We start from the raw sequence: 24,180 nt of genomic DNA on the forward strand, positions 1-24,180 counted from the left end.
ATCAGAAAAAACTGACCATAATATTCTGAGGGAAATTGGCCGCAGAAAAGGGCCAAAAGAACGTGGTCTTAGTGTGACTAAAATACAACTCTAATGTGGTACCATCCAATCAAAATCTGAAATATTGTGTGCAAGACATTTTATTTATAAGAAAGTGTTTTGGTAATGGTTTGGATGTGAAATGGTTTGAAATTTAAATCATAGTTTTATTTTTAACTTATTATTTAAATAATCACATTAATTCTGTTTTAAAAAAAATAGAGACAAGTTCTAGCTTGCCTCTATTTCGTTAATAAAGTATTGTTATTTGGATTGGTTTTGATAATTATTGGATGTAATATTTATCAAAAACTCTAAATTGGTGCATATTCAGCTTAAATCAATTCTTCTTCCTGAAAGTACTGAATAATCGCCTTTTTCATAAGCAAGGACTGCTCATTAGGCTTTAATTCGGGAAGTTCTTCCAGTTTGTCAAATTGTGGCCATCCATCTTCATAGTGTGTGAATTTATAATATCCAAAAGGCTCAAGCAGTCTGCAGACTGCAATGTGGATCAGATTCACCTTATCCTCTTTAGTATATTTTTGCTGGCCGCTTCCCAGCTCCTGTAGCCCAATCAAAAATAAAAGGGTTTCAATGGGCGGGTTCTTTTCAGTCTGGAAATTGTCTTCAAAGAACTGTTCTATTTTTTTCCAATATTCGGATTCGTTGATCATACTTGATAAATAATAAAATGATGATTGATAAATGATAAAGTCATTCCTTTAGCATTTTTCTGTATGAAGAAGTTACTTTCAGTATTTCTTCAGTTCTTGTTTTATATCTGTTAAAGTTGCTTTTTTATGAATTGCCATTTATTTTTAACAGGAATGCATATTCTAAAGCATCTTCTTTCAGAGATTCAAATCTTCCGCTTGCTCCTCCATGTCCGGAACTCATGTCAGTTTTAAAGACCAAAATATTGTCATCTGTCTTTAATTCTCTCAGTTTTGCTGTCCATTTGGCAGGCTCCCAATACTGCACCTGAGAATCATGGAATCCTGTAGTGATCAGCATATGAGGATAATCTTTGGCTTCTACATTATCATAAGGAGAATAGTCTTTCATATAATGATAATACTCTTTGTCATTTGGATTTCCCCATTCATCATACTCTCCGGTAGTTAAAGGAATTGTATCATCCAGCATTGTGGAAACAACATCTACGAAAGGGACCTGTGCTACAATTCCGTGGAATAACTGAGGTTCATAATTGACCACAGCGCCCACTAACAGTCCTCCGGCACTTCCTCCCATCGCGTACATATGTCTTGATGATGTATAATTCTCTTTGATTAAATGTTTTCCCGCATCAATAAAATCGAAAAATGTATTTTTCTTGGATAACATTTTTCCATCTTCATACCATTCTCTTCCCAGGTATTCTCCACCACGAATGTGGGCAATTGCATAAATAAAGCCACGGTCCAGAATAGATAATCTTACATTTGAAAAGCTGGCATCAACGGTGTGTCCATAACTTCCATATCCATACAGAAGAAGTGGAGTGTCGGCAGATTTTTTGGTGTCTTTATGATATACTAAAGAAATTGGTACTTTTGTTTCCCCATCTCTGGAGTCTGCCCATATTCTTTCTGAAATATAATTTTCATGGAAAAATTTTCCACCTAATACTTCCTGTTGTTTCAAGAGCTTGGTGGTTTTGTCCTTCATGTTATGCTCGTAAGTGGAGCTTGGCTGTGTAAGAGACGTGTAGCCATAGCGAAGAATCTCAGTGTCAAATTCAAGGTTAATCCCAATATAGGCAGTATAAGTTGGATCAGAAAAAGGTAAATAATAAGACTCCTGGGTCTTCTCATCAATAATTTTGATCTGAAGCAAACCTCTCTCTCTTTCCTCAAGTACCAGATAATCTTTGAAAATTTCAAAACCTTCCAGTAAAACTTCCGCACGGTGTGGAATAACGTCCACCCAGTTTTCCATACTGCAGTTGTCTATTTTTGCTTTTACAATTTTGAAGTTAATCGCATCATCAGCATTGGTAATAATATAGAATTCATCTTCATAATGCTCTACGGAATATTCGAGATCATCTATTCTTGGCTGTATTACTGTCCATTCTGCAAATACGTTATCAGAAGGGATAAAGCGATGCTCATCAGAAATAGTACTTGAACTTGCAATGAAAATATACTGTAAAGATTTTGTTTTAAATACGTTGACATCAAAAGTGTCATCTTCTTCGTGGAAAATCAGGACATCTTCTGAGGAATCAGTTCCTAATTGATGTCTGTATACCTGGAATGCACGGAGACTCTTATCTTTTCTAATGTAAAAAACATGCTGATTATCATTTGCCCAAACTGCTTTTCCTGTTGTATTTGGAATAGTGTCCGGCAGAATTTCTCCGGTTTTTAAATTTTTAAAATTAAGCGTATAAATTCTTCTTCCTACATCATCTGAAGAAAAAGAAGCCAGTTCATTACAAGGGCTTACTGCTACACTTCCTACTTCAAAAAATTCTTTGCCTTCTGCCAGAACATTCACGTCAAGTACAATTTCCTCCTCGTTGTCAAGGCTTTTGTGTTTTCTGCAGAAAATTGGATATTCCTTACCTTCTTCATAACGTACAATATACCAGTATTCATTAAAGAAGTAAGGCAGAGATTCATCATCCTTTTTATAACGGGCTTTCATCTCTTCAAAAAGCTCTTCCTGAAGAGCTTCCGTATCTTTCATGATGAATTCTTCGTAGGCATTTTCTTCTTCAATATATTTGATGACTTCAGGGTTTTCCCTTTCATTCAGCCAAAAGTAATTATCGATTCTTCTATCGCCGTGAGTTTCTAATATTTTTTCTATTTTTTTTGCCTGTGGAGCTTTCATCCTATATTTTTAATTGTTGTCGCCTGCTATATTTTACAGAGACGTTATATTCAATATTAATTCTTGTTCAAATATAAGAAAGGCTATCAAATTTTGATAGCCTTTATGATTATTATTGTAAGACAGGGTTATTTTTTTATGGTTTTAATGGTTTTTATGCTTCCATCTTTCATTTTGAGATTAATAAAATATATTCCGGTACTCAGATCTCCAAGATGAACTGGAGAAGAAGGGTTTTTAATAGTTCTTACCTGTTTTCCGGAAATATCTGTAACAGAAATGGATCTTACATTTGAAATATCTGAAATAGTCACCAGATCTGTAAATGGATTTGGAGATACCTGAATTTTGTTATTATCCTTAGATATTTCATTAGTAGATAGTACAGAGCTGTCATAGGCAGAAATTTGAAACTCTCCATTAGCTTCATCTGTTTTGGACTTCCATACGCTTATGTACAGACTAGCACCAGGGGTTTGGCCGGTTAAACTGATTTTAGAGAAAAAGTTTTGCCCATTGTCGTTATTACAGTCAATTTGGGTTAAAGAACCACAAGTTCCGCTATAAGCAGCAATTACGGAGTTGGTAAAAAGAGACCCTGTAACTCCCTTGGTTTCTATGGTAAGGGCTCCGCTAGAAGGAACAATGACCGTAAACCAGATATTGTCAACAGTATTGTACCAACAGGTAGGACCATTGCCATCTGTTGTCGCCCCCGCATTACTAGTGGTAATTGCTCCGGATGCAAAATCACCTGCAACAGTTAAAGGAGTGGCTCCTGAGCAGTTGTCATTGGCAGGTGGGGTAAATTCATAGGCTGAAACTCTAAATTCTCCATAATCAGCATCTACTCCATAATTCCAGACATTTATATATAATGTAGTGCCGGGAGTTTGCCCAGTTAGATAAATAAGAGAAAAATAACCTGTACCGGTGCTGTCATCACAGGCCAATTCTGTTAATGAGCCACAAACCCCATTGTAAACACTGAGTACAGTGTCATAAACTTCTGAACCTGAAGCGGGTCTTGTTTCTATAGCAAGATTTCCACTTTGAGGTACAACGGCCTTGAACCATACATTGTTACTGGCATTTGGCCGACAGGAAGGAGTAGTATTATTTGTGGTTGTTCCTGAGTTGGTGGAAGTGATGACTCCTGATGCAAAGTTAGTTCCAACAGGTAAAGGAGTTGCTCCTGAACAATTGTCATTGGCTGGCGGTGTATATTCGTAAGCTGCAACCTGAAATTTTCCATCATAAGAGCTTGATTGAACCTTCCATACACTAATATATAATGTGGTACCCGGAGTTTGCCCGGTTAGATAGATCAAGGAGAATCCACCTTGTCCGCTATATTTATTACAAGCAATTTCAGTTAAAGAACCGCATGTCCCGCTGTAAACATTAAGGGCTGAACTATCAAATAAAGAGCCTGGAGTCTGGCGTGTTTCTATAGCAAGATTTCCGCTTGGAGGAACAACGGCCTTAAACCATACATTATTACTGGCCATTGGCCGGCAGGAAGGAGTGCTGCTGTCTGTAGTTGCTCCTACATTGGTAGAAGTGATAACGCTTGAAGCAAAGTTGCTTCCAACAGTTAAAGGAGTTGCTCCGGAGCAGTTATCATTTATAGACAGCAATGGTTCAAACACTGATATTTGAAAAGGACCATTAATACCATTCGGGCTATATTTCCATGCACTTATATATAATGTGGTTCCGGGAGTCTGACCAGTTAAAGTAATTTTAGAGAAAAAATAGAGTCCGCTGCTGTTATCACAAGCAATCTCGGTTAAAGATCCACAGGTGCCACTGTAAATACTGAGGGTGGTATTATTGAGTTCTGAACCTGGGGCCTTTTGGGTTTCTATAGTAAGATTTCCACTTGGAGGAACTATGGCTTTAAACCATATATTGTCACTGGCCATTGTTTGGCAGGAAGGGAGGCTGTAGTCTGTTGTTGCACCTAAATTGCCAACAGTTATGGCTCCTGAGGCGAAGTTATTTCCAACGGCTAAAGATGTTGCCGCTGAGCAGTTGTCATTGACCGGTTGCACGGGATCATATGCTGAAATCTTAAATTGCCCATTGCTCATACTTATGTAAGATTTCTTCCATACACTTATATACAATGTGTTGCCGGGAGTTTGATTGGTAAGTGATATTAATGAATATTCACTTACACCGGAGTCATCGTCGCAAGCGATCTGAGTTAAAGAGCCGCATGTTCCGCTATAAACACTAAGTACAGTATTGTTAAACGGAGAATTCAGAGCTTCCCGTGTCTCAATTTTAAGCTTGCCGCTGGCCGGTACAACGACTTTGAACCAAACGTTTTCTACAGCAAAAGAATTACAGGAGGGTATAGCCCCATCTGTAGTTGCCCCTACATTGGTAGAGGTGATAGCTCCTAATGCAAAATTTGCCCCAACATTTAGGCTGATTGCTCCAGAACAATCGTCATTTTGAGCATTGACAAATACAATTGTTAAGAGAAATAAATAAGATAATAATTTTCTCATATTTTTTGTTGTTTCTGGCTTTTAGTTTTTTTTCAAATATACTAAAGTATTCTATGTGATACAATGACAATAGGTTGTAAATTGTGTTGTGAATTTTTATTATATAAGATATTTAGGAGAGTGTTTAACTTAAAATTAATTTTCGTTCAAATTTAGGTAAAAAAAAACCATCTTTCCTTTATTGAAAAGATGGTTGATGGTATTTTTATAATTAAAGACTATTTATGAAGTGCTTTAATATACTTTTCAAGGGCCATTGTCATAGAAGGAGTTTCCTTCGTAGGTGCCATTAAATCTACTGTTAATCCAGCTTCTTCTGCAGCTGCCAAAGTCGTGTTTCCGAAAACACCGATCTTTGTTTCATCCTGCTTGAAGTCAGGGAAATTTTGTTGTAGCGATTTGATTCCTTGCGGACTAAAGAAGATCAGCATGTCATAATCTTTAATGTTGATATCTGTAAGGTCGCTGCATACGGTACGGTACATGATTGCTCTTGTCCAGTCTGCATTAGATGCATCCATGGTTTTCACAATATCCGGACTCAAAACATCTGAAGATGGCAACAGATATTTTTCAGTTGGGAATTTTTTGAAAAGAGGAAGCAGATCTGAGAAGTTTTTTTCCCCAAAGCTGATTTTCCTTTTTCTGTACACAATATGCTTTTGAAGGTAGTTGGCAATTGCTTCCGACTGGCAGATATATCTCATTGTATCCGGAACGGCAAAACGAAGTTCTTCCGCAAGTCTGAAGTAATGGTCAATCGCATTTTTACTGGTAAAAATAATACCTGTATACTGCGTCAGATCTATTTTCTGTGTTCTGAGCTCTTTATTGTCAACCCCTTCGACGTGGATAAATGGACGGAAATCAATCTTTATTTTTTCCTTCTTCGCTATATCCAAATATGGAGAAGACTCACTAGGCGCTGGTTGAGAAACCAATATAGACTTTATTCTCATCATTGACATTTATTAAAAAAATAACAACTTCCAAAGCAATAATAATGGTGCGATTTGGAGGGTGCAAATATACAAAAATTTATAATACCATTTTTCGGGAAGAATCTTGTTCTTGTGAAATAAGTAGAAAAAAACTTTGAAAATGAATACAAAAGAAAAGAAACAAAAATAATACAAGAACATTTTATTTCTGTCTATAGGGAAGTAATAATGGGCTACACAAAGAATTATTAGCAAAAATGTGAGAATGAAATAAAATTTTGTGGAGGTAAAATAAAAAACAGTCCATTTTTTTCCGTCACCTATACTTTGATAAAATAAAAACCCGAATGTTGATTTTACTAAATAAAAAAACAGTACAGCCAGCAAAGTATACCCGAATTTATTAAGCTGATACCCAAAAAGCTGAAGATCGGCAATGTATTTCGGCACAATAGGAATGTACTGCGAAATTAAAACAGATAATGTGAGCGTCGTCACACATGAAGTGATGATCCAGCTGGGAAGGTTGTTACTCGCATCAAAATATTTTTGAAGCAGAAAATCTTTGAGACTGGCATCCCTTTCTATGACGTTCATCATAAAGACATATAAAAATATACAGCCCACTAGGATAAAGATTACCCAATCATTATTCTCAGGTATTCTTACATGATTGATGAAGTGTTGTGATGATGGCAAAATTTAAGTTTTTATTATTTATTATTTAACTTCTGATAGCACAATCCGGCACAGATTTTCCTGTCACCTGTTTCATATATCCGCAGTTAAAATATTTGCTCTCATCGATTTTACGTATTGTTTAGATCTGTTGAATAAAAGTTTCTGTTTCATCCGCTTAATCCCTGAGAAATATTTTTGCAAAATTATAGATTATTTTGTATAAAATAAAAAGGTTAAATAAACTATCTTTGCAAACTGAAATGAAAAAACTCGTCATTATCCCCACATACAACGAAAAGGAAAATATTGAAAATATTATTTCCGCGGTTTTTGCATTGGAGGATGACTTTCATATCTTAGTGGTGGATGACACCTCTCCGGATGGAACAGCAGAGGTTGTAAAAGAATTGCAGAAGAAACATCCACATTATCTGCATCTTTCAATAAGACATTTGAAAGACGGGTTGGGAAAGGCATATATTCATGGATTTAAATGGGCTATCGAAAATAAATATGATTACATCTTTGAGATGGATGCCGATTTTTCTCATAATCCCAATGACCTGCCGAAATTGTTTGAAGCATGCAGAAATGCAGATATGGCCATAGGTTCCCGTTACTCAAAAGGAGTGAATGTGGTCAACTGGCCCATGGGAAGAGTATTGCTGTCTTATTTTGCATCAAAATACGTAAGGTTCGTATTGGGACTTCCAATTCATGATACTACAGCGGGATTTGTCTGTTTTTCAAGAAATGTATTGGAAGAAATAGGATTGGATAATGTAAGACTGAAAGGGTACGGGTTTCAGATAGAAATGAAATTCAGAGCATTTAAAAAAGGCTTCAGAATTGTAGAAGTTCCTATTATATTTACCAACAGAATTTTAGGAGAAAGCAAAATGAACGGCGGAATTATCCATGAAGCAGTTTTTGGAGTGTTAAACTTAAAGTGGAAATCAATCATCAATAGACTATGAAACAAAGCATGAACAATTCTTTACAGACAGAAGAATATGTATATGCGAAGTTCCATCAGATCATTAAAAAATATAAAAAATAAACTGATGAAAAAGCTGATCTTTATTTTCGTTTTGCTGGGCATGTTTTCGTGCAGCGATTATATTGATAAGCCTAAAAATCTGATCGATAAGGGCGTAATGGCAGAAATCATTGCAGATCTTGCGATCAATGATCAGGCAATCTATGTATATCCTGATAAAAATATGGAAGCAGGAACAAGAGCCGTTCTGAAGTCACATAAAGTAAAATCTGATGACTTTGTAGAAAGCTTCAAATATTACGTTATCAAAGAAGAAATGGATGGGATCGCCAATGATGCACAGGAAATATTGCTGAAAAAAGATCCGAAAGCAGATAAATACGTAAAGGATAAACTGAAACAGAATGGAGCTGTAATACCTTTGGTAAGGTAAAACGTTACCGAAGCTTCTAACCTATAAGAAATCACTGATAACAAGGTGAATTAAAAAAGTAGAGAGATGAAATTTTTTAATATAGAAAAAACCTCTGAAGGAAAAGCAAGGGCAGGGGAAATTACCACAGATCACGGGAAGATTCAAACTCCTATTTTTATGCCTGTGGGAACTGTAGCAAGTGTGAAAACAGTTCATCAGAGAGAATTAAAAGAAGACATTAAAGCACAGATTATTCTGGGAAATACTTACCACCTTTACCTTCGTCCGGGCATGGAAACGATGCAGGATGCGGGTGGTTTACATAAATTCATGAACTGGGATCTTCCTATTCTTACCGATTCAGGAGGTTTTCAGGTATTTTCACTGGCGAGTAACAGAAAAATGACGGAAGAAGGTGCGAGATTCAAATCTCATATCGACGGAAGTTACCATATGTTTTCCCCGGAAAGATCAATGGAGATTCAAAGACAGATCGGAGCCGATATTTTCATGGCTTTTGACGAGTGTACTCCTTATCCTTGCGATTATAACCAGGCAAAATCATCTATGGAGCTTACCCACCGTTGGCTGAAAAGATGTATTGAATGGACTAATGATAATCCTGAATTATACGGATATAAACAAAGACTTTTCCCTATTGTTCAGGGATCTACCTATTCTGACCTTAGAAAAATCTCTGCAGAAGTAATTTCTGAAGCAGGAGCAGAAGGTAATGCGATTGGTGGGCTTTCTGTAGGAGAGCCTGAAGAAGAAATGTACAGAATCACTGATGAAGTGACAGATATCCTTCCAAAAGAAAAACCAAGATATCTGATGGGAGTAGGAACTCCATGGAATATCCTTGAGTCTATTGGACTGGGAATTGATATGATGGATTGTGTAATGCCAACAAGAAATGCAAGAAATGCAATGCTTTTCACATGGCAGGGGGTGATGAACCTTAAAAATGAAAAATGGAAGCGTGATTTCTCTCCTTTGGATGAATTTGGGACCAGTTTTGTGGATCGTGAATATTCAAAAGCGTATCTTCGCCACCTGTTTGTATCTAAAGAATATTTGGCAAAACAGATTGCTTCGATTCATAATCTTGCATTCTATCTTGATTTAGTAAAAGTAGCCAGAGAACATATTATTGCCGGAGATTTCTACGAATGGAAAAAATCTGTAGTACCGGTTCTTAGACAAAGACTGTAAGAGAATATGCTTAAAATTGTAGACAGATATATCATTAAAAAATACCTTGGAACTTTTAGTTTCATGTTGGTATTGTTGTCTATAGTCGTATTGGTAATTGATGTTCAGCAGAAGATTCCAAGAATAGAAAATGCCAAGGCCATTGATCCGAAATTGGATCTGACCTATTTCCTTATTCATTTTTATCCCTTCTGGATCATCAATCTTGTAGTGACTTTCCTTTCCATTCTGGTATTTATCTCAGTGATTTATTTTACCTCCAGGATGGCAAATAATACTGAGATTGTTGCCATTATCAGCAGTGGAGCCAGTTTTCACAGGTTTTCCAAACCCTATCTGGTAACCTCCATTTTTATCGGATTGATTGCCCTTGTGGTATACCATATGGTGCTGCCATGGGCTAATATTAAGAAAAATGAACTGGAAGCATATACCTATAATGCTGCCAATAAAGAAAAGATTTTAGGAACAGCTCCTGCCTCTTCACAGCTGAGCAAAACAGAATATATTTTTGTTGATTCCTGGAACAAAAGAGAAAAAAGAGGTTCTAGTTTTGTCTATCAGAAATATGATAAAGACAGAAAAATGACTTATGAGCTTAAAGCAAGTGAAGTGTATTGGGATAATGCAAAAAAGCAGTTTGTTTTAAATAATTATCTGGAAAAAACAATCAATAAAGACAATACTGAAAAACTCGGCAACGGGATAGAATTAAGGAAAAACTACGGGCACTCACCGGAAGAACTTTTCCCTAACGAACTTTTGGGACAAAATAAAACCACTCCGGAACTTTTAAAATTTATTGAAAGAGAAAAGGCAAGAGGAAACAGTAACCTGAACTCTTATCTGAATGAGCTTCATCAAAGAACATCAATGCCTGTTTCTATCATTATTCTGACATTCCTGGCACTTTCATTGTCATCACAAAAAAAGAGAGGAGGATTAGGGATTAACCTGGCAATAGGGATCTCATTAGCCTTTATTTTTGTGTTTTCATTTGAAGCCTTGAAAGTGGTTTCAGAAAATAAAAGTTTGTCTCCCGCTGTAGCAATGTGGCTGCCCAATATAGTATTTTTGCCACTTACCCTTTATCTGTATATCAAAAGAGCCAATCAGTAAAGTAATTTTACTTCCTTATGATAAAAGGAACGCATTCCGTCTTCCAGTTCAATCCAGAGTTCACCCTTTTCGTCTGCATTTCGGATGATGCCATTTTGTCGCTCTTTTTCAATCTCAAAGACAGAGATCATATCTTTTCTGAAAAGATTTGCATTGAATCTATCAAGGATTTCCTGCTCAGAAGGAATGGTTTTCAGTTTCTCAGACAAATATTCATGAAAATTTAATGAAACTTCTTCCAGGTCGAATTGACTGCCTGTCTGCGTCAGGAGTGATCCTGCATTGGATATTTCATCAAATTTGTCCTGAAGAATATTGATTCCTGCCCCTATGATGAAATAATTATTTTGATTAATTTTTTTCTTTTCTATTAAAATTCCAACGATTTTTTTACCTTTAAGGATAATATCATTCGGCCATTTGATTTTTACCTCTGATTCAGACAAATTGGCAAGGAAATCCCGGATAACCATTGCGGTATAGTAATTGAATATAAAATCGGAGCACAAGATGTTCTGAGTATTCACTGCCAGCGTATAAGCCAGGTTTTTTCCAGCAGTTTGAGTCCAGACATTTCCATACTGACCACGGCCTTTAGTTTGATTAAAAGTATGCAGTCCAATAAAATCTGAATTTTCGTAAAGTAAAAACTTTGATATTTCGTCATTAGTAGAAGAACATTCTTTCAGGTAGAAGAGTTGACTCATTTAAGAAAACTTTAAGACATTAAGAAGGTAAAAGTAAGGTTAAAGTAAAGAAAAAACAATAAATTTGCAGATTATAGTATTTTTTTAATGAATAAAACAGCAGAAAAACAAGCGTTAATAGATAAAATCGTTGAAGCTATCCAGGATGTAAAAGGAGAAGACATTATGATCTTCGATCTTTCAAACATCGAAAACTCCGTAGCAGAAACGTTCGTGATATGTAGCGGAAACTCAAATACACAGGTGGCTGCATTGGCAGGAAGTGTTGAGAAAAAAGTAAGAAACGAACTGCAGGACAGACCTTGGCACGTAGAAGGTACTGAAAATGCTATGTGGGTATTGGTAGATTACGTTTCAGTGGTCGTTCATATATTCCAAAAACAGGTACGTGAGTACTACGATATAGAAGAGCTTTGGGGTGACGCAGTCATTACCAAAATTGAAAATGAATAATAAAAATTTAAAAAGTCTAAATGAATAATAAAGGATTCAACTGGTTCTTTCCAATTGCAATCATAGCTCTTTTGCTTTTCTTTGGCTCCAATTTCCTTGGAGGTGATAGCGCAAAATCTATTGATGAGGATGGTTTCTTTAGAGAAATGCAGGCGGGGAAAGTCCAGAATATAATTATATACAAAGACATAGAGAAAGCTGATGTTTTCCTAACAAAAGAAGCAAAATCAGCAATGGTTTCCAAAGCTGGTAAAGAAAACAACCCTCTTTCTGCCTTCGAAATGGCTCCTAAAGCAGATTTTTCTGTGAAATACGGAGACCTTCAGCTTTTCCTTCAGAAATTTGAACAGGTCAAAGCCAGCAATCCGGTTATTAAAACAACAAAAGATTACGGAACAGGGAAAAGCGCATTAATGGACATCTTGGTTCCTGCGCTGGTTTGGATTTCTATTCTTGGATTATTCTACTTTCTCCTTTTCAGAAAGATGGGCGGTGGCGGAGGTCCTGGCGGACAAATCTTCTCTATCGGTAAATCTAAAGCGAAGCTTTTTGACGAAAAAGAAAGAATTCAGGTGACATTTAAAGATGTTGCAGGATTGGAAGGAGCTAAAGAAGAAGTTCAGGAAGTGGTAGATTTCTTGAAAAACTCTGAAAAATATACTAAACTGGGAGGTAAAATTCCTAAGGGTGTCCTTTTAGTAGGCCCTCCGGGAACCGGTAAAACCTTATTGGCAAAAGCTGTTGCAGGTGAAGCTAAAGTTCCGTTCTTCTCACTTTCAGGTTCAGATTTCGTTGAAATGTTTGTTGGGGTAGGAGCTTCAAGAGTAAGAGATCTTTTTGCTCAGGCTAAAGCAAAATCTCCGGCGATTATCTTTATTGATGAGATTGACGCTATCGGACGTGCAAGAGGAAAAAATAATTTCTCCGGCGGAAATGACGAAAGAGAAAATACACTGAACCAGCTTCTTACCGAAATGGACGGTTTCGGAACAGACGTAAATGTCATTGTAATGGCAGCTACCAACAGAGCAGATATTCTTGATAAAGCATTAATGAGAGCAGGTCGTTTTGACCGTTCTATCTATGTAGACCTTCCGGAACTTCACGAAAGAAGACAGATTTTTGATGTTCACTTGAAAAAAATCAAGCTTGATGATAATGTAGATAGAGATTTCTTAGCAAAACAAACTCCTGGATTCAGCGGGGCAGATATTGCTAATGTTTGTAATGAAGCAGCATTGATCGCAGCGAGATATAACCATACTTCTGTTACAAAACAGGACTTCCTGGATGCGGTAGACAGAATTATCGGTGGACTTGAGAAGAAAAATATGGCAATCAAGCCATCTGAAAAGAGAAGAGTTGCTTATCATGAAGCAGGTCACGCTACAATCTCTTGGTTAGTAGAACATGCATCACCACTTTTAAAAGTGACGATTGTTCCAAGAGGTCGTTCTTTAGGGGCAGCATGGTATCTTCCGGAAGAAAGACAGCTTACCACTACTGAGCAAATGCTGGACGAAATGTGTGCAACATTGGGTGGAAGAGCCGCAGAACAGGTGATATTCAACAATATCTCTACAGGAGCACTTTCTGACCTTGAAACAGTAACAAAGAGAGCTCAGGCAATGGTAACAATCTATGGATTAAGCCCGAATATCGGTAACATCTCTTACTACGACAGTTCAGGACAGTCAGAATATTCTTTCGGAAAACCTTATTCTGAAGAAACTGCTACTAAAATTGATGCAGAGATCAAATTGATTATCGAAAATCAGTACGAAAGAGCAGTAAGGATTTTGGAAGAAAATAAAGATAAATTAGATGCCCTGGCAAATAAATTGTTAGAAAAAGAAGTGATCTTCCGTGAAGACTTAGAAGAAATATTCGGAAAAAGAGCATGGGATCCGGAATTGACAGAGAAGCCTGTTACCAACACTATTCCTGAAAAAGATCAGCCGGTAGTAGTGGAAACACCTCAGATCAAAGAAAAAGAAGAAGAAAGCGAAATACAGGCTCCAGAAAGCCCGACACAGCTTTAATACTCTTAAAAAATATACCTTACAAAACCTGACAACTTCAAAATTGTCAGGTTTTTTCATATTTAAAGAGATATTTTGAACTCTATTGTAATTTATTTTCTATTTTTGTATAAAGTTGACTAAAAATAGATTAAGTTGAATTTATTCAAGAGGATTGTAAGCAAACTTACCAACCAGCCTGAAGAAGAGGACAAACAGAGCCTGGAGAAGCTTGGGGATTCGCTGAAAAATGCGGATCTTGACTATAAGTTTGCGCAATTATTTACGCATTCGGGGGGATTTTTTAATTATTGTGCAGATGAAGCGGAGGCTCTACAAACTTTAAATCAAATTATCAAAATAGAAGGTATTCACAACCTTTTCTGTTGGGATAAAGAACTTCAGAACTTTTTGAACGTTGTGAAGTCTACATATACTTCAGAACTGCAGCCGTCTAATGATGCTGCATTCATCACATGTGAATATCTGATCGCCTATGATGGCAGGATCATGCTTTCGCATAATAATATTCTTCATTATCATTCTTCAAGACTTCCTGATAGAATTATCATCATTGCCAATGTTTCTCAGATTGTAAACAACCTGAATGATGCTATGGGGAAAATAAAAAGAAACGGAAATATCAAGAACCTTACTTCCATCAGCGGAAGCCAGTCTAAAATGGACAGTTCTTCCAATTCCAATACAAAACTGTTTTTATTGCTGCTTGAAGATTAAGCAACCACTTCTAAATTTTAAATTTTGGATAAAAATCTCATTCAAAGAACCGTATCAGGTATAGTCTATGTAGCCGTCATTGTACTTTGTTCGACTCCACTGGGAGCGCAACTGTTGAACAGCATTGCCCCTGGCCTTATCAAACAGCAGTACCTTTTTTATGGCTTAATGAGTCTGTTACTGGTTGTTGGAACATGGGAGTGTGTCAAAATCATGAAGTTTGGTAACGGCTATGAAAAATGGGTGGTATATCCATTGGTCATTTTTATATTCTATATTTTTTCCAAAAGATATTTCAACCACGATTTCTTTTTTGATTTCAGGCTCAGTGAAATACTGGCACTGGCTCTTATTGGGATTGCTGTGGTTACTTTATTCAAATATCCCAACGAATTATACTTCGACAGCGGGAAACTTATTTTTACCGTTATTTACGTAGCGCTCCCATTCAGTTTTGCATTGGGGCTACCCAAGTTCTCCAGTTATAATGACAGTTTCTCTTTGGAGGTTCTGTTCCTGTTTATCCTGATCTGGAGTAGTGACACCTTTGCCTATCTGGTGGGGAAGTTCTTAGGTAAACATAAAATGGCACCTAAAATTTCTCCTAAAAAAACTTGGGAAGGATATGCAGGTGGCGTAGTGCTAACATTGGTTTTATCCTACTTTATTGAACATTATCAGCCTGAACTGAGAGGGAACTGGATGGTTGTAGGATTTTTGGTTGCTGCCTTTGCTCCATTAGGGGATCTGGTAGAAAGCCAATTGAAAAGAAATTTCGGTGTGAAAGACAGTGGAAACATCATTCCGGGACATGGTGGAGTTTTAGACAGGCTGGATAGTTTTATTATCTGCGTTCCTGTTGTATATTTGTACTTTATTTTAGAAAAATTTATTTAGTCTCATGAAATTACATAGAGAATCAAAAGGAACGATTACCGTTGCGACCCTGCTTTTTATTATTCTGGGCGCTCTAGCAATTTATTTCCTTAAAATATGGTCACTAGTGATCATCATGCCTTTGTTGGTTATTTACGGTTTAGTTTTCTGGTTCTTCAGGGTTCCGGATCGTAATATTCTGGATCACAAAGAAAACGTGATAGCTCCGGTGGACGGAAAAGTGGTAATGATCAAAGAAGTGGATGAAGATGAATTTATAAAAGGAAAAGCCCTTCAGGTTTCTATTTTTATGTCCCCGCTGAATGTTCACATCTGTAGATATCCGGTTTCGGGTGAAGTGATTTACAAAAAGTACCACCCGGGAAAATATCTGGTAGCATGGCATGAAAAGTCTTCTACAGAGAACGAAAGAACTACTGTAGCAGTACAGACTATGACCAATCATAAAGTTGTCTTCAGACAAATTGCCGGTTATGTAGCTAGAAGGATTGTTTTCTACTGTAATGAAGGCGATAAGGCAAAAGCCGGACATGAGTTCGGATTTATTAAATTCGGTTCCAGAATGGATGTATTCCTACCTTTGGATACTGAGATTATCTGTAAAATCGGAGATATTACAAAAGGAGGTGAGGATGTTATCGCCAAACTGAAAGAAAATTAATATTCTTATAATATATAAGCAGAAAAGAGAGCCTTTATGGCTCTCTTTTTTATTGGATGAATAAGGATGATCTGTTGATTTGAGTTTAACTACGCATGAGTAATATTGCGTATCAGGGAAAGAATACTTTTTTATTTGTATTAATAATTTTGCTTGTTTAAAAACACAAGCTATTTATATTTTTAAATGAGAGAGAACAAATAGATATTAATTTTTTTGAAAATGAGTTTTTATTTGATAATTTTAATGTTGGATTTTTAGTAAATTGTAACTGAAAAACACAAATCACACTCTTTTACTGCTAAAAATTACAGACCTATATTTTGTTTTGTGAGTTTTTATTTAAAAGCTATTAATATTGGGAAATTTATGCTATCAGTAGTACAGATGCCAACCTGAGCTTGTGAAAACATAAAAAACAACAAAATGATTTATAAGTTTTTCTTTAGGGTGATCAACGACGAAGCAGAGAACATGGATGATGATTTTGAAAGTAGTTATCTCCATCTTATTAACCGGTATCTGCTTTTATTGTTTTTCATATTCCTGTTTTATTCCATTTTTATTATCACTTTTTTCGGGGATATGTTAATCTCGATATTTCTTACCGTTATTACCTTTTTCTGGTTGTTTTTAATGGCAATAAAGGGTAAGACACGGCGATTCAGAAATGTGCTGAAAAGGGCTGTTATCTTTATATTTGTACTGCTGACCTTTATAGTAAGCTTTTTTAATATTTATACTTACAAAAATGCAGGGGTAGAGTATTTTTATTTTTGTCTTTTATTTGCTGTCCCATTCTTTCTGAACTATAAAAAAGATGCTTTTGTAATTTTCTTCATTGCTTTCATGATCAGTATAAACTTTATTGCATGTCTTTACTTTGATTTCGATTTCCTGCCTAAAAGCAGATTTATAGAAAAAGAGGATTTTAAAACAATAAAATTGCTGAATATTTTATTTTCCGTTGCCTCTTTCCTGATGGATATTGTTTTTGTCACTCAGAAAGACGCACTGATTCATGGTTTGATTTCCGATAAAAAAGAGAAAGACTCTACCATCAAGGATCTGGTGAAAACGAATACAGAACTGATGAAACACCAGATGCTGATCAATCATCTTTCAGAAGAAAACATCCAGGAAATTTTAAGTTTAGCAGAAAATAATTCGCCCATGTTTTTTGAAAAATTTCAGATATTTTTTCCTCATTTTATTCCTGATATTTTAAAAATAAATCCTAATCTCATTCATTCTGAACTCTATTTCTGTGCTTTGATGAAGCTTGATTTTGATACCAAGAAGATTGCACAGTGTACCAACCACAGTATTCGTGCTGTAGAGAGTAAAAAATATAGGATCCGGAAGAAACTGAATATATCCTCTGAGGTCAATATCAATAGCTTTTTGATTAAAATATAAACAAAATTCCGATTTTTGTTACTTATGCGTAGTGTTGAGTGCCGGGTGATGATATTTTTTGTTTTTCTTATCAATATTTTTACTTATAAAAACATTGTGATGAATATTAAGAACATTCATATTGGGAGCCTGATCCGGACCAAAGTGGAAGAGCAGCAGATTTCAATAGAAAGAATCTCCAGATTTTTAGACAGACCGGAAGATGATGTAGAAATGATGTATCAGGCAAAAAGTATTGATACGGATATTCTGATGAAATGGTGTAAACTTTTAAAATTTGATTTTTTTAGATTCTATACAGGTCATCTTATTTTGTATGCTCCACAGTCAAGAATTGATAACGCATTCAGAGAAAAAGAGAGCACTATGCTTTTCAGGAAAAGTATCTACACACAAGAGGTAAAGGATTTTATACTTAATAGAATTAAAACCGGAACAATGACGGCCAATGATGTGGTTGAAAGGTATAAAATTCCCAAGACAACTTTATATAAATGGATGAAAAAAATATAATATGATTCCTGATTACAAGCAGATTTATACCGATATTCTTGAAGAGAAGTTCCCTGAAAAATTAATAGATGCTGCCATCAGGCTTAAGCTGGAAACATTGCACTCAGCTATTGATATTCTTAAATTTAATCAACTGATTTTTGGAGAACCGGAATATATGGTTGGATTCAATAATCAAAGGCTGCGTTCTTATGATGAAGATTCTATCTTGAAAATTCTAAGATATCAAAAACAGAATGAGCTTACCAACCTTCAGCTTGGTAAACAGTTTAAAATAAGCAGAAATACAATTGCAAAGTGGAAAACTATTTTTAAAGTATAAATGATTTTGTGTTTTGTTTAATCTAATGACATTATTTTCTTTAATAAATGGGAAATAATTGTTATTACATTATTTAGATTTTGATTTTTTAATTTATGGTTGGGTTTTATTAAATAACTCAACTTTTTATTTGTTCTTTTTCAGAATTGTAAGTTATTGGTGTTTTGTGAGTTTTACTACGCGTGAGTAGTATTGCGTAGGGGAAATTAATTTGTAATTGTCTGAGGATGATAATTTTGTGACGGTCAAATGACTTAGTTGAAAATTTTACTCATTAAACAATATAACTTAAAAATGATGGAACCAAAATTTACAATTCCCCCAATCAAAGTCTTGCTGATAGCACTGCTATTTGCCTTTGGAAAATTTTATTCTCAAGCCAATAATGGAGCAGTAGGAATTAATACCACTACCCCTAATGCTAATTCTGTTTTGGATGTCATCTCAGGAAACAATAACAAAGGAATCCTTATTCCCAGATTAACTGAAGCGCAGCGAAATGCCATTACAATCAATCAGTCCAAAGATGATGGTTTGACGATTTACAATACCACAGAAGATTGTTTCAATTACTGGAGTCTTGCGGATAATGAATGGAAAAGTGTCTGCGGACAGATGGGGAAATCTGTTTTTACCATAGACTGTTCCACTTCAAAAGCAATGGGAAGTTATGTAAAAGGAAAAGAACTTACTAATTCCAATTACCTAAACATTGCTGTGAATGTAACAAAACCGGGTAATTATACCATTTCCGGGACTACTGCCAACGGATATAATTTTTACGGAACCGGAGTATTTCTAAATACAGGAACACAAACGGTACAGATCCCAGGACAGGGAGCTCCTCAGAATATCCAGACAGATAACGTGTCACTTGAAGCCAACGGAACGGCTGTTACCTGTACTCCTGCGATCTCTATTACGGTGCTAAGCCCTGCAGGAACATATACCATGAGCTGTGGAAGTGCAACAGTAAATGGAGTGTACAAAGTAGGAACAGCTCTTACGGCTTCCAATACGATTACTTTGCCTGTGAATGTGACGGCATTGGGGAGTTATACCATTACAACCAATACGGTTGATGGAATTTCTTTCAGTGGTTCAGGAGTATTTACTGCTACAGGAAATCAGAGTGTTACGTTGCAGGGCACAGGCTCACCTTCCTCCACAGCTGTAAAAACAATAACAATTACTTCTGACAGTCAGGGTGGGGTTTCAACTACATGTACGGTCAATGTAATTGTTGTTGTTCCAAAGAAAAAGCTTTTAACAATCGGAGCTGGTGCAAATGGTTGTGGATATAATGTATCAGGAACTTCTCCATCAGGTATGGTAACTAAAGCAGCAGCTAATTTTGGAACATTGGCCAACAGTATCGTAAAATACGAAGGGTGGGATCAGATCATAGACGGTACAGACAGTCCGAGTGCTGCACAGCTGACAACCTGGACAACCGGAGCCAATCCTGTAGATATTATTGTAATAGGATATGCATGGGGAATGAATGCTGCAGATGCACAAGTGTTAAAAAATTACCTGGCAAAAGGAGGTGTAATCGTTGCTTATTCTGAAAGTAACAGCGGAATGCAGAATCTTTTCAGAAATGTTTTTGACGGATCAGTAAATACCGGAAGTGTAAACAGTGCCGGAGCTATCTATAAACTGCCCATGACAAATGATGAAATCCTGAATGGTCCTTTTGGTGATATAAGAGGATTGCAATGGGGAGAAGATGCTTCTTCTACAACCTATGCAACAGGACTTCCTACAAGTGAAATTACAGTATATTCAGGAGATACAAACATCTCTACGGCTTCACCATCTGGAACTGTAGGTCGTGTAACTGCATTTAAACATAATACTTTAAACTTCATCTGGGTAGGAGATGGTGGATTCAACTCTCAATGTGGAACAGTTACTTCTCCAAATACCTCAGATACTATATGTCCGTTCTATGCGGATACTAATTATAAGCCAATTGCTAAACCAAATTATGGAAATGGTGCTGCTGCTTATGAAATGAATGTATACAACTCAATATTCTATGCCAACGCTTTAGCCTGGGCGATTAAAAAGGCAGAATTCAGTGGAATAAACACAAAATGATAAAAAGGGTTTTTAAAGAAGGCTCCGGTACGATGATTCGTGCCGGAGTTTTTTATTTTATATACTTTTTAATCTCTTCTGTAAGGTTTAATATGAATTCTACCGGGAGATCTTCTTCAGTGTCAATTAAGAGGATTTTAAACTTCTTTCTGCCATCCAGAATCAGCTCCGGATAATCCAGTTTGTCACCGTGGTAAAAGCTGATATAATGTTTCTTGTATTTTTTGCTGTAATAAAAATAACACAGCATTTTCTTTTTGTACTTGATAAACGGAAGCCCGAAACTGAATGTTTCTGTAATATTTTCCGGATCTGAAGCTAAGATAGAATCACGCAAAAATAAAAGAGTACTTCTTTCAGGCTCTTCGATTCTGTAGAAATACTCTTGTATAGGGTTCATTTTAATTGAATTAAAATATTAGTCGAAATTTTGAAGTTCAACAAGCTTGTTATACATTCCTTTTTTAGCAATCAGGTCATGATGTGTTCCTTGCTCTACAATATCACCCTTTTCCATTACTACGATCCAGTCTGCTTTCTGAATGGTTGAAAGACGGTGGGCAATTACCAGAGAAGTTCTGTTTTCCATCATTTTTTCCAGTGCATCCTGTACAAATCTTTCAGATTCCGTATCCAGTGCAGAGGTTGCTTCATCCAGAATCATAATTGGTGGGTTTTTCAATACTGCTCTTGCAATAGAAACTCTTTGTTTTTGACCTCCGGAAAGTTTACCGCCATCATCTCCGATATTTGAATCATATCCTTCAGGAAGTGTGGTGATAAATGCATCTGCATTGGCAATTTTTGCGGCAGCAATCACCTCTTCTCTTGTAGCATCAGGTTTACCCATCAGAATATTATTGTAAACAGAATCATTAAATAATACGGATTCCTGTGTTACCATACCTAGGAGCTTGCGGTATTCATCTAACTTTAAATGTTTGACATTGGTTCCGTCAATCATGATTTCTCCTTCAGAAACATCATAGAATCTTGCTAAAAGATTGGCAATCGTTGTTTTACCACTTCCACTTTGCCCGACAAGAGCAACTGTTTTCCCTTTTGGAATAGAAAGTGAAAAGTTTTTAAGAATCGTATGATCTTTATCGTAGAAAAAGCCAATATTATTAAACTCGATAGAATGATTTAATGTTGAGATGGAAACAGGGTTTGCTATTTCATCAATTTTCACATCAGCATCCAGAATTGCTAAAACTCTTTCAAGAGAAGCTTCTCCTTTCTGTACATTCGAAATTGACTGAGACAAACTTTTTACAGGAGGTAAGATTTGGAAGAAAATACCCAGGAAAACCAAGAAATCTGCAGGTGAAATACTTTGTTCTACAATGATTTGTTTTCCACCATACCAAGCGATAATTAAGAACGTAACCGAACCTAAAAATTCGCTCATTGGAGATGCCAGTTCCTTTTTTCTGCCTAATCTTATTGAGCTGTTGATCCATTTCTGCATTGACTGCATAAAACGGTTGTCCATTATTTTTTCTGCACTGAAAATCTTAATCACCTTGGTAGATTTCAATGTTTCGTCTACAATCGAGAAAATAGTTCCCATTTCATTTTGGGCTTCGTGAGAGTCTTTTTTCAGGCTTTTTCCTATTAAAGCAATCATAGTTCCCATTACAGGCAATACAAGAAGTGAGAAAAGAGTCATCTCAGTACTTAAAAAGAAAAGAGTCACCAGTGTGCTTATCAGCATAAAAGGTGCATTGATCAATTCAACTAAGCTTCCCAGAATATTACCTTCAACTTCACCCACGTCATTTGACATACGAGACATCAGATCTCCCTTTCTGCTTTCTGTAAAAAAGGAAACGGGTAAAGAAAGAATCTTTCTGTACATCGCTCCACGAAGGTCCTGAGTAACGCCTACACGATAATTGATCAGTAAAAACGAACCTAAATATCTGAAAAGGTTTCTCAGTAAAAACATAAAAGCTGTTATTACGCAAAGCCAAGCCAAAACATTAAGTGCTCCATGCTCAGTTACTAAACTCTGAACATAATAATTGGCATACTCTTTTGCGTAAGAGAAAAAATCTAAAATTTCTCCCGAATAAACAGGTGGTTTGCTGTATTTTTTAGCCTCAATGGTTCCGAAAAGCATTCCCAAAACCGGTAGAATAGTCCCTAAGGAAGCAATCTGAAAAACAGAATACATAAGGTTGAAAAACAAACTCCCATAGATGTATTTTTGGTGAGGTCTTGCGAACTTCAGTATTTTAATATATTGGTTCATTCAATGAAAAAATTGGATAGCAAAATTACGTAAAATTAAAAGATAAGACGTCCTTAATCCTGTTTTACTTTAATGGATAAGTTTCAAAAAATGTCTTTTTGTTACAACTCAGTGGTATTAAGCTTTGTTTTTTGAATAAATTAACCCTGGTGATGACGTGAGAACAGGAGATAAGAAGGTATTGCTGTTTAATAAAAAAAACCGCTGAAATAGCGGTTTTGATATAATAATCTAATTAAAAATTTACCTGGTCATTATACTTTGGAGCAAAATTTTTAGGGTTCAACTTATCCAAAGTTTTTCCAAAGTTATTGATGATCTGCGTCATATTATCAAAATCTACGATGTTGATGTCATCATTTTCGTGGTGATAATGAGAAGCTTTCGTCATGTCTACTGTAGAGAATGAATGGGCAATGATTTTCTTTTTTACAAAGCTTACATTGTCTGAACGGTAGAACAGCTGTTGTTTTGCATAAGGATCTGCATTGAGTTTTAATCCGTTTACTGCATTTTTATTGAAAAGTTCATCAAGATCAGAGAATCCGTCTCCTGTCATATATAATGCATTTTTTCCCCACTGTGATTCTGTGGCTACCATTTCAAAATTGAAAAGAGCAGTCATCTTATTATAAATAGGATCCAGATTTTTATCTGTGGAAATAGCTGTTGAACCTAACATTCCTTTCTCTTCGCCATTGAATGCCATAAACACCATTGAAAATTCAGGCTTTTTGTTTTTAAAATAATCGGCAATACCTACCAGAGTAGTAATTCCGCTGGCATCATCATCTGCTCCGTTATAAATATTGTCGCCACTTTTGTCACTGGTTCCGATATGATCAAAATGCCCTGAGAATCCAAGATACTGATCTGTTTTTCCCTTTTTGATACCACAGACATTGTATACCGTTTTCCCATTATAATCAAACGGTACCAGATAAGATTTTCCGGTGCAGTATTCCAGATTATTTTCTTTGAAAAGCTTGGCAATATAATTGGCTGCATTTTCATTTTCCTGAGTTCCGATTTCACGTCCCTTCATTTCATCCGATGCCAGTGTGGAAAGGACGGTTTTCACCCTTTCTTTTGAAACTTCCTGTGCAAAAGTGAATATGGAGAATAGTGATAAAGTAAGAAATGTTAGCTTTTTCATTGTCTTTTATTAAAATTTATATGATCTGTCGCGTTTACAACCGAAAAGTTGCATGAATGTACATAAATTAATTGATCTGACAGAGTAAATGATGTCAATAAAAGTATTGGATAAATAAAAAACAGCTCCTAAAAAGAAGCTGTTCTCACTC

At 36.0% G+C, this 24,180-nt stretch carries 22 protein-coding genes; 13 read left to right on the plus strand and 9 right to left on the minus strand.

Annotated features, from left to right (window positions below):
* Positions 1-374 precede the first annotated feature (374 nt).
* The 5 genes from KIK00_RS16670 to KIK00_RS16690 form a co-directional block, all read right to left on the minus strand.
* Positions 375-716 carry a hypothetical protein gene (locus KIK00_RS16670; RefSeq protein WP_255813489.1) on the minus strand — a complete coding sequence of 114 codons (342 nt, stop codon included), beginning with the start codon at positions 714-716 and terminating at the stop codon, positions 375-377.
* A gap of 124 nt (positions 717-840) precedes the next feature.
* Positions 841-2,886, minus strand: coding sequence for a S9 family peptidase (locus KIK00_RS16675; RefSeq protein ID WP_255813490.1), 2,046 nt, complete (start codon positions 2,884-2,886; stop codon positions 841-843).
* Positions 2,887-3,014: 128 nt separating this feature from the next.
* Positions 3,015-5,408, minus strand: a complete 2,394-nt coding sequence (locus tag KIK00_RS16680; protein ID WP_255813491.1) for a T9SS type A sorting domain-containing protein — start codon at positions 5,406-5,408, stop codon at positions 3,015-3,017.
* Between the two features lie 218 nt (positions 5,409-5,626).
* Positions 5,627-6,367, minus strand: coding sequence for a uroporphyrinogen-III synthase (locus tag KIK00_RS16685; RefSeq protein ID WP_047376669.1), 741 nt, complete (start codon positions 6,365-6,367; stop codon positions 5,627-5,629).
* 12 nt (positions 6,368-6,379) lie between these two features.
* Positions 6,380-6,949: a DUF4271 domain-containing protein gene (locus KIK00_RS16690; protein WP_370647712.1), complete on the minus strand. Its 570-nt coding sequence runs from the start codon at positions 6,947-6,949 to the stop codon at positions 6,380-6,382.
* A gap of 341 nt (positions 6,950-7,290) precedes the next feature.
* On the opposite strand from KIK00_RS16690, the gene KIK00_RS16695 reads away from it, so the two are divergent.
* The 4 genes from KIK00_RS16695 (at position 7,291) to KIK00_RS16710 (ending at position 10,779) form a co-directional block, all read left to right on the plus strand.
* Positions 7,291-8,007, plus strand: a complete 717-nt coding sequence (locus tag KIK00_RS16695) for a polyprenol monophosphomannose synthase (RefSeq protein WP_255813492.1) — start codon at positions 7,291-7,293, stop codon at positions 8,005-8,007.
* An 87-nt stretch (positions 8,008-8,094) separates the two neighbouring features.
* On the plus strand, positions 8,095-8,463 hold the full coding sequence (locus KIK00_RS16700) for a DUF4296 domain-containing protein (protein ID WP_255813493.1): 369 nt from the start codon (positions 8,095-8,097) through the stop codon (positions 8,461-8,463).
* Positions 8,464-8,529: 66 nt separating this feature from the next.
* Complete coding sequence (gene tgt / locus KIK00_RS16705; RefSeq protein ID WP_255813494.1) at positions 8,530-9,660, plus strand: tRNA guanosine(34) transglycosylase Tgt; 1,131 nt, start codon at positions 8,530-8,532, stop codon at positions 9,658-9,660.
* A 6-nt stretch (positions 9,661-9,666) separates the two neighbouring features.
* Complete coding sequence (locus KIK00_RS16710) at positions 9,667-10,779, plus strand: LptF/LptG family permease (protein ID WP_255813495.1); 1,113 nt, start codon at positions 9,667-9,669, stop codon at positions 10,777-10,779.
* On the opposite strand, the gene KIK00_RS16715 is transcribed toward KIK00_RS16710, so the two are convergent.
* Complete coding sequence (locus tag KIK00_RS16715; RefSeq protein WP_255813496.1) at positions 10,773-11,486, minus strand: biotin--[acetyl-CoA-carboxylase] ligase; 714 nt, start codon at positions 11,484-11,486, stop codon at positions 10,773-10,775. The genes KIK00_RS16710 and KIK00_RS16715 overlap by 7 nt on opposite strands.
* A gap of 87 nt (positions 11,487-11,573) precedes the next feature.
* Here KIK00_RS16715 and rsfS point away from each other — a divergent pair, with 87 nt between their 5' ends.
* From rsfS to KIK00_RS16760, 9 genes are all read left to right on the plus strand, one after another.
* Positions 11,574-11,939: a ribosome silencing factor gene (gene rsfS, locus KIK00_RS16720; protein WP_047376360.1), complete on the plus strand. Its 366-nt coding sequence runs from the start codon at positions 11,574-11,576 to the stop codon at positions 11,937-11,939.
* Between the two features lie 20 nt (positions 11,940-11,959).
* Complete coding sequence (gene ftsH / locus KIK00_RS16725; protein ID WP_255813497.1) at positions 11,960-13,981, plus strand: ATP-dependent zinc metalloprotease FtsH; 2,022 nt, start codon at positions 11,960-11,962, stop codon at positions 13,979-13,981.
* 135 nt (positions 13,982-14,116) lie between these two features.
* The gene (locus tag KIK00_RS16730) at positions 14,117-14,698 is read left to right on the plus strand and encodes an LUD domain-containing protein (RefSeq protein ID WP_165790439.1); all 582 of its coding nucleotides are present in this window, start codon (positions 14,117-14,119) and stop codon (positions 14,696-14,698) included.
* 24 nt (positions 14,699-14,722) lie between these two features.
* Positions 14,723-15,595 (plus strand): phosphatidate cytidylyltransferase, encoded by an 873-nt coding sequence (locus KIK00_RS16735; RefSeq protein WP_255813498.1) that lies wholly within the window; start codon positions 14,723-14,725, stop codon positions 15,593-15,595.
* Between the two features lie 4 nt (positions 15,596-15,599).
* A complete protein-coding gene (locus tag KIK00_RS16740; protein ID WP_255813499.1) occupies positions 15,600-16,256 on the plus strand; it encodes a phosphatidylserine decarboxylase family protein in 657 nt (218 codons plus the stop codon).
* A 672-nt stretch (positions 16,257-16,928) separates the two neighbouring features.
* Positions 16,929-17,675: a Two component regulator three Y domain-containing protein gene (locus KIK00_RS16745; RefSeq protein ID WP_255813500.1), complete on the plus strand. Its 747-nt coding sequence runs from the start codon at positions 16,929-16,931 to the stop codon at positions 17,673-17,675.
* A gap of 99 nt (positions 17,676-17,774) precedes the next feature.
* On the plus strand, positions 17,775-18,188 hold the full coding sequence (locus KIK00_RS16750; RefSeq protein WP_255813501.1) for a transposase: 414 nt from the start codon (positions 17,775-17,777) through the stop codon (positions 18,186-18,188).
* Position 18,189: 1 nt separating this feature from the next.
* Positions 18,190-18,510 carry a helix-turn-helix domain-containing protein gene (locus tag KIK00_RS16755; protein WP_255813502.1) on the plus strand — a complete coding sequence of 107 codons (321 nt, stop codon included), beginning with the start codon at positions 18,190-18,192 and terminating at the stop codon, positions 18,508-18,510.
* Between the two features lie 294 nt (positions 18,511-18,804).
* Positions 18,805-20,616, plus strand: a complete 1,812-nt coding sequence (locus KIK00_RS16760) for a hypothetical protein (protein WP_255813503.1) — start codon at positions 18,805-18,807, stop codon at positions 20,614-20,616.
* Between the two features lie 52 nt (positions 20,617-20,668).
* Here the strand turns inward: KIK00_RS16760 and KIK00_RS16765 are convergent, their stop codons facing one another.
* The 3 genes from KIK00_RS16765 to KIK00_RS16775 all read right to left on the minus strand — a co-directional run bounded on the left by KIK00_RS16765 (position 20,669) and on the right by KIK00_RS16775 (position 24,029).
* On the minus strand, positions 20,669-21,016 hold the full coding sequence (locus tag KIK00_RS16765) for a DUF1801 domain-containing protein (RefSeq protein ID WP_255813505.1): 348 nt from the start codon (positions 21,014-21,016) through the stop codon (positions 20,669-20,671).
* An 18-nt stretch (positions 21,017-21,034) separates the two neighbouring features.
* Positions 21,035-22,873 carry an ABC transporter ATP-binding protein gene (locus KIK00_RS16770; RefSeq protein WP_255813506.1) on the minus strand — a complete coding sequence of 613 codons (1,839 nt, stop codon included), beginning with the start codon at positions 22,871-22,873 and terminating at the stop codon, positions 21,035-21,037.
* Positions 22,874-23,108: 235 nt separating this feature from the next.
* Positions 23,109-24,029, minus strand: coding sequence for a M28 family peptidase (locus KIK00_RS16775; protein WP_255813507.1), 921 nt, complete (start codon positions 24,027-24,029; stop codon positions 23,109-23,111).
* Between the last annotated feature and the right edge of the window lie 151 nt (positions 24,030-24,180).

The sequence above is a fragment of the Chryseobacterium sp. MA9 genome (assembly GCF_024399315.1).
In the GTDB taxonomy this organism is placed as follows: Bacteria; Bacteroidota; Bacteroidia; order Flavobacteriales; family Weeksellaceae; genus Chryseobacterium.